This is a genomic window from Glycomyces sambucus, assembly GCF_900102815.1.
GTDB classification, from domain to species: domain Bacteria; phylum Actinomycetota; class Actinomycetes; order Mycobacteriales; family Micromonosporaceae; genus Glycomyces; species Glycomyces sambucus.
Genome location: NZ_FNGF01000001.1, coordinates 64,932 through 77,985, shown reverse-complemented (window position 1 = coordinate 77,985; position 13,054 = coordinate 64,932). Strand labels below are relative to the sequence as shown.

General features: G+C 69.2%; 13 protein-coding genes and 1 pseudogene. 8 read left to right on the top strand and 6 right to left on the bottom strand.

Annotated features, from left to right (window positions below):
* Positions 1 to 21: 21 nt before the first annotated feature.
* The 3 genes from BLS99_RS00370 to BLS99_RS00360 all read right to left on the bottom strand — a co-directional run bounded on the left by BLS99_RS00370 (position 22) and on the right by BLS99_RS00360 (position 3,499).
* Positions 22 to 366, bottom strand: coding sequence for a hypothetical protein (locus tag BLS99_RS00370; RefSeq protein WP_218126124.1), 345 nt, complete (start codon positions 364 to 366; stop codon positions 22 to 24).
* Between the two features lie 749 nt (positions 367 to 1,115).
* Entirely contained in the window at positions 1,116 to 2,516 is a 1,401-nt protein-coding gene (locus BLS99_RS25930) for an autotransporter outer membrane beta-barrel domain-containing protein (protein WP_091041636.1), read from the bottom strand.
* 86 nt (positions 2,517 to 2,602) lie between these two features.
* Positions 2,603 to 3,499, bottom strand: coding sequence for a hypothetical protein (locus tag BLS99_RS00360; protein WP_091041632.1), 897 nt, complete (start codon positions 3,497 to 3,499; stop codon positions 2,603 to 2,605).
* Positions 3,500 to 3,595: 96 nt separating this feature from the next.
* Between BLS99_RS00360 and BLS99_RS00355 the strand changes: the two genes are divergently transcribed.
* Positions 3,596 to 3,844: a hypothetical protein gene (locus BLS99_RS00355; RefSeq protein WP_091041629.1), complete on the top strand. Its 249-nt coding sequence runs from the start codon at positions 3,596 to 3,598 to the stop codon at positions 3,842 to 3,844.
* A gap of 164 nt (positions 3,845 to 4,008) precedes the next feature.
* Here BLS99_RS00355 and BLS99_RS00350 read toward each other — a convergent pair whose 3' ends face one another.
* The 3 genes from BLS99_RS00350 to BLS99_RS00340 all read right to left on the bottom strand — a co-directional run bounded on the left by BLS99_RS00350 (position 4,009) and on the right by BLS99_RS00340 (position 6,294).
* Entirely contained in the window at positions 4,009 to 4,839 is an 831-nt protein-coding gene (locus BLS99_RS00350) for a tetratricopeptide repeat protein (protein WP_176953142.1), read from the bottom strand.
* A 181-nt stretch (positions 4,840 to 5,020) separates the two neighbouring features.
* Complete coding sequence (locus BLS99_RS00345) at positions 5,021 to 5,578, bottom strand: hypothetical protein (RefSeq protein ID WP_091041624.1); 558 nt, start codon at positions 5,576 to 5,578, stop codon at positions 5,021 to 5,023.
* 158 nt (positions 5,579 to 5,736) lie between these two features.
* Positions 5,737 to 6,294 carry a hypothetical protein gene (locus BLS99_RS00340; RefSeq protein ID WP_091041620.1) on the bottom strand — a complete coding sequence of 186 codons (558 nt, stop codon included), beginning with the start codon at positions 6,292 to 6,294 and terminating at the stop codon, positions 5,737 to 5,739.
* Positions 6,295 to 6,612: 318 nt separating this feature from the next.
* Between BLS99_RS00340 and BLS99_RS25925 the strand changes: the two genes are divergently transcribed.
* From BLS99_RS25925 to BLS99_RS00310, 7 genes and pseudogenes are all read left to right on the top strand, one after another.
* Positions 6,613 to 6,870 carry an AfsR/SARP family transcriptional regulator gene (locus tag BLS99_RS25925; protein ID WP_176953141.1) on the top strand — a complete coding sequence of 86 codons (258 nt, stop codon included), beginning with the start codon at positions 6,613 to 6,615 and terminating at the stop codon, positions 6,868 to 6,870.
* 477 nt (positions 6,871 to 7,347) lie between these two features.
* Positions 7,348 to 8,775, top strand: a complete 1,428-nt coding sequence (locus tag BLS99_RS00330) for a tetratricopeptide repeat protein (protein ID WP_143034626.1) — start codon at positions 7,348 to 7,350, stop codon at positions 8,773 to 8,775.
* Positions 8,776 to 8,952: 177 nt separating this feature from the next.
* Positions 8,953 to 9,129, top strand: a pseudogene (locus BLS99_RS27565) (ArsR/SmtB family transcription factor); the annotation flags it as partial.
* Positions 9,130 to 9,279: 150 nt separating this feature from the next.
* Positions 9,280 to 9,708 (top strand): VOC family protein, encoded by a 429-nt coding sequence (locus BLS99_RS27560; RefSeq protein ID WP_218126268.1) that lies wholly within the window; start codon positions 9,280 to 9,282, stop codon positions 9,706 to 9,708.
* A 1-nt stretch (position 9,709) separates the two neighbouring features.
* Complete coding sequence (locus tag BLS99_RS00320; protein WP_091041606.1) at positions 9,710 to 10,306, top strand: SRPBCC domain-containing protein; 597 nt, start codon at positions 9,710 to 9,712, stop codon at positions 10,304 to 10,306.
* Positions 10,307 to 10,321: 15 nt separating this feature from the next.
* Positions 10,322 to 11,752 (top strand): MFS transporter, encoded by a 1,431-nt coding sequence (locus BLS99_RS00315; RefSeq protein ID WP_091041603.1) that lies wholly within the window; start codon positions 10,322 to 10,324, stop codon positions 11,750 to 11,752.
* Between the two features lie 489 nt (positions 11,753 to 12,241).
* On the top strand, positions 12,242 to 12,880 hold the full coding sequence (locus BLS99_RS00310; protein ID WP_091041600.1) for a hypothetical protein: 639 nt from the start codon (positions 12,242 to 12,244) through the stop codon (positions 12,878 to 12,880).
* Positions 12,881 to 13,054 lie beyond the last annotated feature (174 nt).

Below are 13,054 nucleotides of genomic sequence, written 5' to 3'. Positions count from 1 at the left end.
GTTCCGACCGGGCGGGCCTGGTCAGTGGGCGGGCACGGAGACGCTGACGAGCGCGGTGTCCTCCACCGCCTCGACCTCGCCCGGGGACCCTTCGGGGACGTGGACGAAGCCGCCCGGTCCGACCTCGACCACGTTGTCGCCGTTGCGGATCCGGAGGCGGCCGTGCACGACGACCCACACCTCCTCGTACGGGGCGGGCAGGTCGGCGCGCTCGCCGCGGCCGAAGTGGGCCGAGTACGCGCTCAGCGGCCCGCCCTCGGCCCGCTCCACCGCGGGCGTCACGGTGATCCGGCGGTCGCCGAAACGCAGCGTGCTGTCGTGCTCGTCGGTGTTGAAGACTCGAACGGTCGGGGTCGTGTGGTCCATGGTCGCTCCTGCGAAGTCTTGTCGGTTCGGGGCGCGGTGGATGTCGCTGCCGTCCCGCGCGTCGGGCTCGGAGTGGTCGCGCCCGCCGTCGCCTCGCCGGGCCAGCCCAGGCCCCAGCACGCCACCGCCGCGAGCACCGTGAGCTCGACCGCGGCCAGCAGGTCGGTGTCCCGGGCCGTGACAGACAACGCGGCGGCCATCGCGTTCAGGACCTGTTGGCCCGCATCGGGTTCAATGTTCTCAGCGGCCGCGAGGGCGCAGCTGATGGGGACGAGAGCGGTGATTCGCCTGCGTCGTATCCAGTCTCCAAGACGGTGTCCGGTCTGCTGACGCCGGGTTTCTGCGGCCTGGAACGAGTCTGGAGCCAGGGCGCACGCGCCGTGCACGATGCCTGCATGCCTCAGCGTGTCGGATCTCCAGGTGCTCGTCTACGCGCTCGCCTGGCCGCCACCCTCGGGGCCGACCCGAGGCGTCCGGGCCGGGCACTGCCCATCGCAATCCGGCTCGCTCGGTAAACCCGTCCACATCGAGCATTTCCGGTCGGCCCGTCCGGGCCGAGATTCCCGCTGCCGTTGAGGACTCACCTCGCCGCCTTTCGCCGGTCGAATCCTGGACGCCGCAGCCGCACTGATTCCAGCACGTACCTGCGCGGTCTCACCGTCGCCCGCATCTGCCCCGGGCCTCGGCTGAACGAGTAGAGCGGGGCACCCGTTGCCGGATGCCCCGCTCGATGTTCATTTCACTTCAGGTCAGACCGCGTGGGCCCAACCGGTGTGCGCGGTGTTGGCGCTCCAGGCGCCGGCCCAGGCGTCGCCGCCGTTGCCCGCGTCACCGGAGTGGCCGCCCATGGTGTGGCTGGTGTTCCAGGCGTCGCCGGTCGTACCGGTCCAGCCGGTGTTGCCGGAGTCGCCCGAGTTCACCTCGGTGCTGGAGGCGTCATCGTGCTTCCAGCAGCCGCACCAGTGGTGCCAGCCGTGGCGGTTCTGGTCGGACTCGCCGAGCCCGAGCGCGGTGTTGCCGCCGGTGTCACCGGAGTTCCCCGAGTCGCCGGAGTCCCCCGTGGTGGCGGTGTTGGCGCTGGTGGCGTCCCCGGCATCGCCGGAGGTGCCGCCGTTGCCGCCGGTCGCGGCGGCATCGGAGTCGCCGCCTGCGGTGGCGTCACCGGAAGCGGTGTCGCCGGTGGTGCCGTGGTGCCAGCCGTGAGCGTTCTGACCGGTGAAGTGCCACCAGTCGTTGCCGTTGTCGCTCACAGCGTCACCGATGTGCGCGGAGTTCCAGCTCCCGGCCTCGGCGTCGGCGTTGCCGCCGTCGCCCGCGTCACCGGAGTGACCGCCATTGGTGTGACTGGTGTTCCAGGCGTTCCCGGTGTCACCGGTCGAACCGGTGTCCCCCGAGTTCCCTGAATCGGCGCTCGCGTGGCACTCGGCCAGCACGCACAGGTTCAGCGCGCTGTTGCCACCGGTCGACCCGGAGTCGCCCGAGTCGCCGGAGTTCCCGGAGGTGGCGGTGTTGTCGCTGGTCGCGTCCCCGGCATCGCCGGAGTCGCCCCCGTTGCCGCCGGTCGCGGCGGCGTCAGAGTCGCCATCGGCCGAGGCGTCACCGGAAGCGGTGTCGCCGGAGCTGTCGGTGAACCAGCCGGTCTCGCTCCAGACCTCACCGGAGTCGGCGGTGTTCCCCGATTCGGCGCCGGCGTCGGCGTTGCCGCCCTCGCCCGCGTCACCGGAGTTCCCACCGGAGGTGTGGCTGGAGTTCGCGGCGTCGCCGGTGTCCCCAGTGGAACCGGTGTCACCTGAGTCGCCGGAGTCGGCGCTCGCGTGGCACTCGGCCAGCACGCACACGTTCAGCGCGCTGTTGCCGCCGGTGTCACCGGAGTTCCCCGAGTCGCCGGAGTTCCCGGAGGTTGCGGTGTTGTCGCTGGTCGCGTCCCCGGCGTTGCCGGAGTCGCCACCGTTCCCGCCGTTGGCGGCGGCATCTGAGTTGCCGTCGGCCGAGGCGTCACCGGAAGCGGTGTCGCCCTGGTCGTCGCCGGTCAGACCAGAGGTCACCGAGTCGACGACCCCGCCGAGGCCGAGCAGGTCGCCCGAGCCTTCGTCGGCGCTGGCCATCGAGCTGCCCAGCAGGATGAGCCCGCCGGACATCACTGCGGTCACCAGACCGCGTCGCACATATCTGTGCATGACGTTCCTTCCTTTTCCTTTGCGTCTTCGAATGTGAATCTGCGGAAGAGAAAGGGCGTCTAGCCAGGATGGTCCCGGTCCCCGTACCCGAACCACTCACTGAACGGCTCGGAGCCCGGCGGCCCGGGATCGGCGATGGACTCGCCGCGTGCGCTCGGCCACCCCACTGTCGTGGCATGGTCGGCGGCGGGCGATGCACTCGCGCTGACCGAGAGCCCCGACGGAGCGGTCGTCCCGATCACAAATCCACCGGTGGGCCACTGGCCGTGCGCTGGATCGGATCGGACCTCGCCCCCGGTGGTACTGCGCGAGTCGGTCACGGCGTCCGCGGGGACGGGCCGTTCTTCGAACGGTTGCAACGTGCCCGATTCAGGCGGTGCCCCGGAGGGCCTGTCGGGAACCGGAACCGCCTCCTCTGGCGGAGGAGCGGCGGACGGTTCGAGGCCGGCGGCCTCCACCACCGGGTCGAGACCGGCGGCCTCGACGACGGGGTCCGCGACCGGGGCGACGGCGTCCAGTACGGGCGCCGTGATCGGCTCGACCAGCGGCGAGACGGAGTCGAGCACCGGCGCCACCGCAGTGGCGACGGGTTCGAGCACCGGCTCGGTCACCGGTTCGAGCGTCTCGGCCGCCACCGGTTCGACCACCTCGGTCACCAGCGGCTCGGCCACGTCCTCGACCACCGGTTCGGCGGCCTCCGTGATCGGTTCGGCGACCGATCCGACCGGCTCGGTCACAGTGGACAGGTCCTCGTGCAGCGGATCGAGGGTCGCATCGAGTGCGCCCCCGACACCGCTGAGAAGGCCGTCCTCGGCGTCCTCGGCGTTCGCGCTCCCGGCCACGGCAAGGCCCAGGAGCAGGAAGCCGAAGGAGAGTCCGGCGCTCGTGCCGATGCGCCGCAGCAGGATCCGGGCTCGAGGCCCGTCTTCCGCTACCGCGTTTGCGTTCGTCTTCATCGAATCACCTCCTTCGGAAGACGTTCAAGAGGGATTCGCCGCCGCCGGGCCCGCGGATGGGTCGCAAACGCGAATAAATTTGGCAAACCTACATAGATGCACGTCGAGGTCGCGCTGCTGTACTCCAAACCGGTGCGCGAGTGGATCCTCATGCACCGCGCGCAGCGGGGCGAGATCGCCATCGAAGGCGTCCCGGGCCCGGGCATGATGCTCATGGCCGAGCGGACCACACTCGCGCGCTACCCCGCGCCCGCGCGGACACCGATCCAGCAGCCGGGCCAGGCCCCGTTCTGCCCGCCGCAGCAGCGGCCCCCAGCGCCGCAGAGTGGACCCCTTGCCCCATAGCCCCCTCGGCAGTAACAAGACTCGCAGGACAGCCACAAGCCTCGTCGCTTGGCCGATCGGCGGAACACTCCTCTGCCTCGACCTCTCTTCTGGCCCGTCATCTACCTACTGTCTTTGAGCTGCGCGATCTACTGCGACTTCACCGACTGCCTGATCCCCGCCGCTCACTGCTCGACACGAGGGAGGCCGGCGAGTCTGATGCGAATGTCGACAGCGTCGGAATGGTCGAGATCGGTGAAGATCTCAAGGGCGCGTCGCCAAGCGTCCCGGGTCGCACGGCGATCGCCGAGGTCGTGCAAGGTGTCGCCGAGTCGCAGGAGTGTCAGCGCTTCCCTGGTCTGGTCGCTCATCGATCGGAACAGTTCCCGGGCGGTTCGGAAGCAATGGCCGGCTTGGGTGTACCGGCGGAGTCGGTGGTTGACGTAGCCCAGGCTGTCCCAGGTCACCGCCTCCCCGTTGCGGTCGTCGAGCTTGCGGAACAGATCCATGGCTTGTCCGCAGTGCGTGAAGGCGGCGGTGTGATCACCGAGCTGGCCGTGAAGCCATCCGACGGCGTTGAGGCCGTGTCCTTCGCCGGCTCGATGCTCGACGTCTCGATAGAGGGCGAGCGCGGCTTGGGCATGAGCGAGCGCTTCGACGTCGTCGCCGCTGCGGCTGAGAGTGATGGCGAGCGTGAGGTGGGTATGGGCCTGCCCGGTCCGGTCTCCGGCGGTGCGCAGGTGGATGAGCGAGTCCTTCAGAATGCCGGTGGCTTCCACACGCCGCCCCACACGACTGAGCGCGTGAGCGAGGAAGCGGCGGCTGCGTGCCTGCGTAGTCGGATCGTGCGACCGGTCGGCACTGACGCCCTCTGCCGCGTGACTGACCTGCTCGAAACAGGAGACGAGCGTCGAGGCCAGCTGCCAGGTCCCGACATCCAGACCGGTGGCGGTAGCGCAGTCGATCACGGCCAGCAGCGCCGAATGAGCCGTGCTCATTGAAGTGGGTGCGGTCATGGCCCTGATTCTGAGCCGAATGGACGACGAGCGCATCAGCGCAGGAGCGTACTTTTCGCACCCGACCAGGGGTGTAGTCCTCACCCTGGCGGAGTGATGGATGCCGGGGGCCTGCGGGCCGCGATTGCTGCGCTAGCCGACGAGGTGAAGCACCATGCTGTGGCGAGATTGTCGACGCCGCTCACTGCAGCATCCGCTCGTTGCCGGGTCGTCGCGGCGGCTGCAGGCGGAGTCGGAAGGCGCGGTGCTGTCGGTCGCGGAGCCGGGTGCGGATCGCCTCTCTGCGTTCTCGGCTCTGGTGGCGGAACCAGCGGCGGTAGAGGAATCCCGACGCGGTGCCCACCGCGAGTGCGGCGATGAGCGAGGACCACAGCGGTCGGAGCGCGAGCATCAGCGGGAAGCCCGTTCCCGGGTCGTTGAGGTGCTCGAGCGCGGCGGTCCAAGAGGTGAGCACGAGCCCGACGCCGCACGTGATGGCGAACGCCGGAAAGGAGACGTGCGTGCTGTCGACGCTCTCGCGGCCCCGCGGGCCCTCCCCCTTGGGCACCTGCTCGTCAAGCTGCTCCTGCAAAGGGGGCCGCTCGACGGCCTCGCGTGCCTCCTCCTCGGCCGGGGGCCGGGGCGCGGGGTAGATCCGTTCGGCCAGTCCCGCCGCCAGCGCCACGAATACGATGAGGATGACGACCGCACCGAGTGGGCCCGCGATCCCCACGGCGAGCGCGGTCCAGAGCTCGTTCACCGGTCATCGCCGCCCTGCGTCGCGCCTGCGGCGGCCGCGGAGGGCGATGAATCCGGAGACGAGCACGATGAGCACTCCGCCGAGTGCAGCGAGCGCCCACATGGAGAAGGCGAGGCCCCATCCGGGAACCGTCCACATGCTCACTGGGATCACATTGCTCACTCTCCGTCGCGGCGTTCGTCGGACGGTTCGACCCCGGTGTCGCACGCGTTGCTCGCATTCGGGGCGTCTCGAGCGGCGCCATCGATGGTCAGCGATCGCGCGAACACGTTGAGTTCGTTCACGTGCTCGATTCGCAGGCCCTCGCTCGCCGAGGGTTGGACCAGGAGTGTCGGTTCGATCCGGGCCGCTGCCCATGCCAGGACTTCGGGTCCGAGGTCGTCGTCGACCCATGCGACCGGGCGGTCGCCGACCAGGGCGCGCACGTCGCCGAGTTTGGAGAACCTCACGCCCACGCTGGGGCGCTCGGTGAACTCGAGTACGGCGAAGTCGGGCACGCCCAGCAGGTCACCGAGCAGTCGCGGCGCATCGTGCTCCCAGCCGGTCGCCCATACGACGTCGAACTGCTCGGCGAGTCCGGTGAGCCAACCGCCGTGTTGGGGATTGAGCCAGACCCGATGCCGGCTACCGTCGCCGGCGACGACGAGGTGCTCCCGATCGCGCGCGGAAGCCCGGGCGCGCAGCGCCAAGCCGCCGTCCACGTCCACCAGCAGCATCGGTCGAACGAAGGGTTCTCGCATAAGTCTCCGCAGAGTACACCTGTTGCGCCCACACGGCCCCGACAACACCGATCGGGACTGGCCCGGCCGCACGCTCGTCGATCCGCCAGTGCGGCCACGGTCTCCGCGGCGGTCGGCATGCGCTGTGCACCGAACCGATGTGCCGCCGCCCGCCAGGCGAGTCGCCTCTATCTGCACGCGGTCCGGACGCGGTGAAGCAATTCCAACCGTTTCCAAACTACCCATGTGGATCTCGGCTCGGGAGCACCGGGTGCTATAGCTTCGATCCGTGCCGATCTCCGCGGGGGGAGGGCGATGTCCGGTCTGCGCGTGCACATGCTGGGGCCCTTCGGCGTCGGCGTCGACGGAGCCGATCTGGCGCTGACGACCGCCCGCCTGCGATCGATGCTGGCCATCCTGGCGCTGAATCCGGGGCGGCCCGTCTCCTGGGAGCAGCTCGGCACGGCCGTGTCGCCGCAGGGCAGGTTGTTCATGTGGGATTCGATCCAGCCGGCCTCGAAGCCCGCCAGCAGCACGCGATCCGACACCTGGCGGCTCATGGCGACCTGGTAGACCGTCGCGATCACCGCGGGGTCGTGGCCTGAGGGGACGGTGCACAGGACGCCGACGTCCTGTGCGGTCTCGGCGGTCGCAGGAGGGGCCGCGACCGCCGTGGCCGCCACTGCGGCCGCCAGTATGAGCAGCCATCGTCTGGGGTGGTTGAGTCGTCGTTTCATCGAGGTTTCCTCGCTTGCAAGGGGACGCCGGCACTCCCGCTGGAGCTCGATCGGTGAGGTGGCTCACGCGAGCCGGTCGAGATGCGACGCTAACGACGCACTGACAGCCTCAAACCAGCGTCAACCCAAGCCACTCGGCAAACCCTGCAATCCCTTCGAACACCGGCCGCCCCGGCGCGGACCTGCCGGTGGTGGCGCAGCCTCGTGCAGGCGGCCCGGGCCGGTGTCCAATGGATTGCAACGGCCGGTTGATGATTCGGTCGGCGCCCGCTTCAATGGGGGCTCCTCCCCCCGAGTGCGCTGGAGGTGTTCGTTGTCAGGCCACAACGCGATGCGGCGGCTTGAGATCCGGTACGACGCGTACCTTGCGGGCGATGTCGGCGCGTTGCTGGCGCCGAGAGCCGGTCGCGAGATCGCGGCGGCGCTGTCCAGTGAGGACTATGTCGACGGGCGCAAGCCCGACGCATCGACACTGCTGCTGCCGTACGTGATCTGGTACCGGAGTCGACTGCTCGCGGACCCCGAGAGCCAGACGGGGTACCAGTACGCGCTCGACGCGTTCTTCGAAGCGCTCGCCTACCGCCCGCATCTGGTGCCCTCGGAAGTGGTCGACGCACTGGTGCGGGAATCGCTCGCATCGGGGACCGCGGGTAACCAGGCCGTCCTGGCGATGTGCCTGGTCGACGCTGCCGTGACGAGTGCGGGCCCCGGCCACCTTCCGGCGGCGATCGAACTCTTCCGATCCGGTTTGGCGACCGCGGAGGTGAGCGATGAGGAGCGCCTGCTCCTGACCTGCTCCTGCGGCATCGCCTATGCACTCCAAGGCAGTCGCACCGGCGACCTCGCCGACCTCGACACCGCCGTCGACATCCTCCACGGCGTCGTCGATCGCACGCCCGCGGCGGCGAGCAGCCGTCCCCGTCGGCTCACCGCACTGGGCAATGCACTCACGTTCCGATTCGACCGGTGCGGGGACGCCGCGGCGCTCGACCGTGCGGGCGAGGTCGCCCAGGAGGCGGTCGACCTCGAGCCCGATGAACCCGCCGGTCTCGTGAACCTGAGCGGTCTCATCTGGCGGCGCTACGAACTGCGACGGCAGCGATCGGACCTCGATGCCGCGATCGTTCTCGCCGAACGGGGCCTGGCCGCGGCCACGCGGGCCGACGACACGCACCGGGCCGGCGCCCTGTCCACGCTCGCGGGCACGTTGAAGAGCCGGTACCTCTGCTCAGGCGATGCCGCGGATCTGGATCGGGCGGTCGCAGCGCTCCGGGAAGCGGCGCAACGCTCCAGGCGGGCCGCCGATCCCCAGTACCCGGTCATCGCGTCCAACCTCGCCGGGGCGCTCGCGCTGCGGTACGGCAGCCTCCGGGAGCGCGGTGATTTGAATGCGGCCCTCGACGCCGCCGAACGGTCGGTCCGGGCCGCGCCTGGTGCCGGTCCGCTCCGGCGGACGTGCCTGATCGGCCTTGCATGGGTGAACTACCTGCGGTTCCGCGACTCCGGGGACGGCGGACATCTCGACGAGGCGATCACCGCTCTCGAAGCGGCAGGCCCTGGGGCGCCGAGCGACGCCTTGTACGGGCCGCTCCTCAACCTTCTACGGCGCGTGCGTGCCGAGCCGCACGGGGACCCTACCGATGCCGCCGGGCCGCTGCCCGGCGCATTCGCGGAAGTGGAAACGCTTCTCAGCGCGCAGCAGCAGCGCACGGCTCTGACCGGACCCGCATTCAAGCCCTGACCATCGGCCGGTTCGTGCAGGTGGAGCGGGCGTTCCGTGCGGGCGGCCCGTTCGGTCGTGCGCGGTGACCGGTCGGAACGCCCATCTGTGTCGCGCGCCACTGGTCACCGCGCTATTCTCATGCAAGTAACGACTTGCGCTTGACATGCAAGCATTCACTTGCCTATAGTCGCCGGCATGACGGATGTCTTCAAGGCGCTCTCCGACCCGACGCGGCGGGCGATCGTCGATGAGCTGCGCCAACGCGACGGGCAGTCGCTGTTCGAGCTCTGCGCGCGGCTCGCGACCAACCACGGGTCGACCTCCTCGCGGCAGGCCGTCTCGCAGCACCTCGGCGTGCTGGAAGCGGCCGGACTGGTGCGCTCGGAGCGCAAGGGGCGGTACAAACTCCTCTTCCTCGACACCGCGCCCCTGACACCGGTCGTGGAGCGCTGGCTTGCCGAGCGCACCGCACCGGCACCCGCCCGCACCACCGCCCCGGCCACCGGGACGGCGCGGATGGGCATGAAGGTCACCTGGGTCAGCCTGTTCGTCGACGACCAGGAGCACGGGCTGCGGTTCTACACCGAGGTGCTGGGCTTCATCACCAAGCACGACGTCCCGGTCGGCGACTGCCGATGGGTCACCGTCGTCTCCCCCCTGGACCCCGACGGCATCGAGCTCGTCCTCGAACCGACCAGCCATCCCGCCGTACGGCAGTTCCGGGACGCGCTGACCGCCGAAGGCACGCCGTTCACCTCCTTCGCCGTCGACGACGTCGACGCCGAATACCGGCGCCTCCACGACCTCGGCGTCCACTTCATCCAGCCCCCTACCGCCATGGGCGAGACGACCACCGCGGTGTTCGACGACACCTGCGGCAACCTGATCCAAATGCACCATCACGCCGGCCAATCGGCCGGCGAAACCAACGAAGAGAAGAAGGAGAACTGACATGTCCGACATCGCAGCACAGGACGCGAGCATCCCGCTGGTGGAGCGCCGCGTCACGAACCGCAAGATCGGCGACGGGCCCGCCCACGCCGTCGTACTCCGCCGCCATCTCGACGCACCGGTCCAGGACGTCTGGGCCGCCGTCACCACACCCGATCGCATCGACCGCTTCTTCCTGCCCGTCAGCGGCGACTTCCGCGAGGGCGGCGACTACGCGTTCGAGGGCCAGGCCAGCGGGAGGATCCTCGCCTGCGACGCCCCGAACCTGCTCCGGCTGGAGTGGATTCCGCCGGACCGCACCGAGGCCGACCAGGTCGAGGTCCGGCTGACCTCCGACGGGGACGACGCGACCTGGCTGGAACTGGAGCACGCCTCCATCGCCGACGTCTTCCACACCGACCTGTCCGGCGACAAGTTCAGTCCCGCGATCGGCTGGGAGGGCCCGCTGCACTTCCTCGGCGAGTACCTGCGCGGCGTCCTTCCTGACCGGCCGAGCATGGAGTGGTACGAGTTCGACGAGGCCGAGGAGGTCCGCCTCGCCAAGCTCCGCGCCGCCGAATGGGCCAAGGCCGAAGCCGAGTACGCCGAGTCCCGCTAGATCGGAGCATCCCGCATGAATGAGCCCCTTCCCTCACCCGGAGGCGCCGCCGAGCCGGCGCCTCCGGGGTCCTCGCAGGGCGTCCAGGTGCCGCCGAACGGATTCCGCATCTTCGTGCAGGTCCTCGTCAATACCGCCGTCGCCAATGTGACGACCAGTTTCCTGTGGTTCGCGCTGACGTTCTGGATCTACGCCGAGACGCGCAACGTGATCGCCACCGGTGTGATCGGCGCCGCGTACATGCTGTTCGCCTCGCTGTTCAGCATGTTCTTCGGGACACTGGTCGACCGCTTCCGCAAGAAGTCGGTGATGGTGTGGGCGACCCTCGCCACCCTCGTCGTGTTCGTCCTCGACACCGGGTTCTTCTTCGCCGTCGGCGAGGACGCCGTCGCCGACCTGAGCCTGCCGTGGTTCTGGATCTTCGCGGTCGTCATGCTCGCCGGAGCGGTGGTCGAGCAACTGCGCGGCATCGCGCTCTCCACCACCGTCACCCTGCTGGTACCCGATGAGCGCCACGCGAACGCCAACGGCCTCGTCGGCGCGGTGCAGGGCCTCGCCATGCTGGTGACCAGTGTGCTCAGCGGACTCGCGATCGGCTTCCTCGGCATGGGATGGACCCTCGTGATCGGCCTGGCGGCCCTCGCACTCACGCTGCTGCACCTGCTCGGTCTGCACATCCCCGAGCGGAACGTCGACCACACCGAGCAGCAGTCGAAGTGGGTCGACGTCAAGGGCGGATGGCTCGCCGTCCTCGCCGTGCCCGGCCTGCTCGCGCTGGTGCTGTTCACGACCCTGAACAACTTGTTCGGCGGGGTCTCGATGGCGCTGATGGACCCCTACGGCATCGACCTGTTCGGTGTGCAGCAATGGGGCGTGTGGTTCGCCGTCGCGTCGACGGGGCTGTTCGTCGGCGGCGGACTCATCGCCGCCAAGGGCCTGGGGCAGAACCCGATCCGAACGATGCTCCTCGTCGCCGGCGCGATCGGTGTGATCGGGATGCTCTTCACGATCCGGCAATGGGGCTGGCTGTTCGTCGCCGGCATCTGGCTGACGATGGCGCTCATGCCGGCCGTGGAGGCCGCGGAGCAGACCGTCGTCCAGCGGGTCGTCCCCTACGAGAAGCAGGGGCGCGTGTTCGGGTTCGCGAACACCTTCGAGGCCGCGGCGGCACCGATCACCGCGCTCATGATCGCGCCCATCGCGGAACTCTGGATCATCCCGCATCTGCGCACCGAGGCAGGACAGCGCGAATGGTCGTGGCTCCTGGGCACGGGCGACTCGCGCGGCATCGCGCTCATCCTCACCTTCGCCGGTTTCGCGCTCGTCCTGCTCGCCGTCGCCGCCCTGCTCACCCCGCAGTACCGCTTCCTCGCCCGGCAGTACCGGAACGCGGCACCGAAGAACGACGAAGCAGACACGGAACCGAGCACGGCGCCGGTGGGCTGATGGACGAGCACCGAGCTCACGGAACGCACCCCTGGAGCGGGGCGCCCGGCCCCGCTCCGAGATGCCGGCGCATTGCCGCATGAGCCTCGACAGCGGACGGGCGCTCCAGGCGCTCGGTGCACCACGCCGTCGAGCCATCCTCGAACTGGCACCAGCGGCCGCAGGGCTGCGCACGGACTTTCTTCTCGGGGGAAACGCGGGGTTGGCCTGGGGCAGGCTGGCCCCGCCCTACCACCTGGGGTGCCGGAGGGCGTAGCGTGCGTCCTGGTCAGCGGTCATCGAGGGGTGCCTTGAGCGAAGCGGGGGCATACCGAGACCCTAACCAGGTCTCCCGGTCTGATGGGGGTGCCGTAGTGCGGGCCGAGCTGAAGGAGAAGGGGCGCCGGCAAGCGTTGTACTTCCCGGTGGGGATGATCGAGGCCGCGTGCCTGGCGGCTGGTGGCGCTGTCTCCGTATCGTTGAGGGTCACCCCTGCGCGTTGGAGCCCGGATGAAAGCCCACCAGTTCGATTACTGGGTCTCGAGACAGCATGCCGCGCAGTTCCCTGCCACGGCACGGCCGGGCCCGAAGACCAAGACGGTGCCAACGTGGGTGCAAGGCACCACGTGGGCTGCTGCCGCGTGCTTCCTCTTCGGTGGCATTGCAGTGTGGAACTTCGCGGACCGAGCCGACTGGGCGGACGTGGTGTACGGCATCACCTGCACCCTGTCCGTCCTCACTGTCATCGTCGCGAGCTTCATGCATATGGCCGACAGCGGTGAGTCTCGCGTTGACGATCTCATGCGGCAGTACCCATGGCAGGCATGGCCGTGCCGCATGGACAACCGCAGCGAATTCCACATTCTCGACCCCGAGCAGAACATCATCCAGACCTTCAAGAACATCGATCCGCTGCCCACAGCTGGATGGAGAAACATTACCGACGGCATCGGGGTGATCTGGATCTGCGGCGACCTTCGCGAAGACGTCCTGGTCGCTTCCGTCGGCGGCAAGCCCTCCTGGCGTGCCAAACCGAATCCGGAACGGTCCCTGCCTGGGCAGCTCACCGAACCGCAGCAGGCACTGCTGGCCTCGGCGATCAAGTTCGCAGCGGCCGCCGCCATGCAGGTGTGGATCAGCCCGCCATGAACGGGAATCGACCAATGATGGTCTCGCCTCCTCACCACACGGATCACCCTGATCCTCCCACAAGGCACCAGGTGGGGCCAGATCCCATTTGAACGAATCCTCGCCGAACACCCCTGGAGCCAACTCATCTGCAACAGGTGGAGCGAGAACTCAATCACGAAACCAGAGGGCGGC

Bases quoted from the DNA above. Each gene is read 5' to 3' on its own strand.
- BLS99_RS00340 (WP_091041620.1), bottom strand. From the start codon at position 6,294: ATGCTGCTGGTGGACGTGGACGGCGGCTTGGCGCTGCGCGCCCGGGCT.
- BLS99_RS00370 (WP_218126124.1), bottom strand. From the start codon at position 366: ATGGACCACACGACCCCGACCGTTCGAGTCTTCAACACCGACGAGCAC.
- BLS99_RS27560 (WP_218126268.1), top strand. From the start codon at position 9,280: ATGAAGGTCACCTGGGTCAGCCTGTTCGTCGACGACCAGGAGCACGGG.
- BLS99_RS00310 (WP_091041600.1), top strand. From the start codon at position 12,242: ATGAAAGCCCACCAGTTCGATTACTGGGTCTCGAGACAGCATGCCGCG.
- BLS99_RS00350 (WP_176953142.1), bottom strand. From the start codon at position 4,839: ATGACCGCACCCACTTCAATGAGCACGGCTCATTCGGCGCTGCTGGCC.
- BLS99_RS25925 (WP_176953141.1), top strand. From the start codon at position 6,613: ATGTCCGGTCTGCGCGTGCACATGCTGGGGCCCTTCGGCGTCGGCGTC.
- BLS99_RS00320 (WP_091041606.1), top strand. From the start codon at position 9,710: ATGTCCGACATCGCAGCACAGGACGCGAGCATCCCGCTGGTGGAGCGC.
- BLS99_RS00360 (WP_091041632.1), bottom strand. From the start codon at position 3,499: ATGAAGACGAACGCAAACGCGGTAGCGGAAGACGGGCCTCGAGCCCGG.
- BLS99_RS00315 (WP_091041603.1), top strand. From the start codon at position 10,322: ATGAATGAGCCCCTTCCCTCACCCGGAGGCGCCGCCGAGCCGGCGCCT.
- BLS99_RS00355 (WP_091041629.1), top strand. From the start codon at position 3,596: ATGCACGTCGAGGTCGCGCTGCTGTACTCCAAACCGGTGCGCGAGTGG.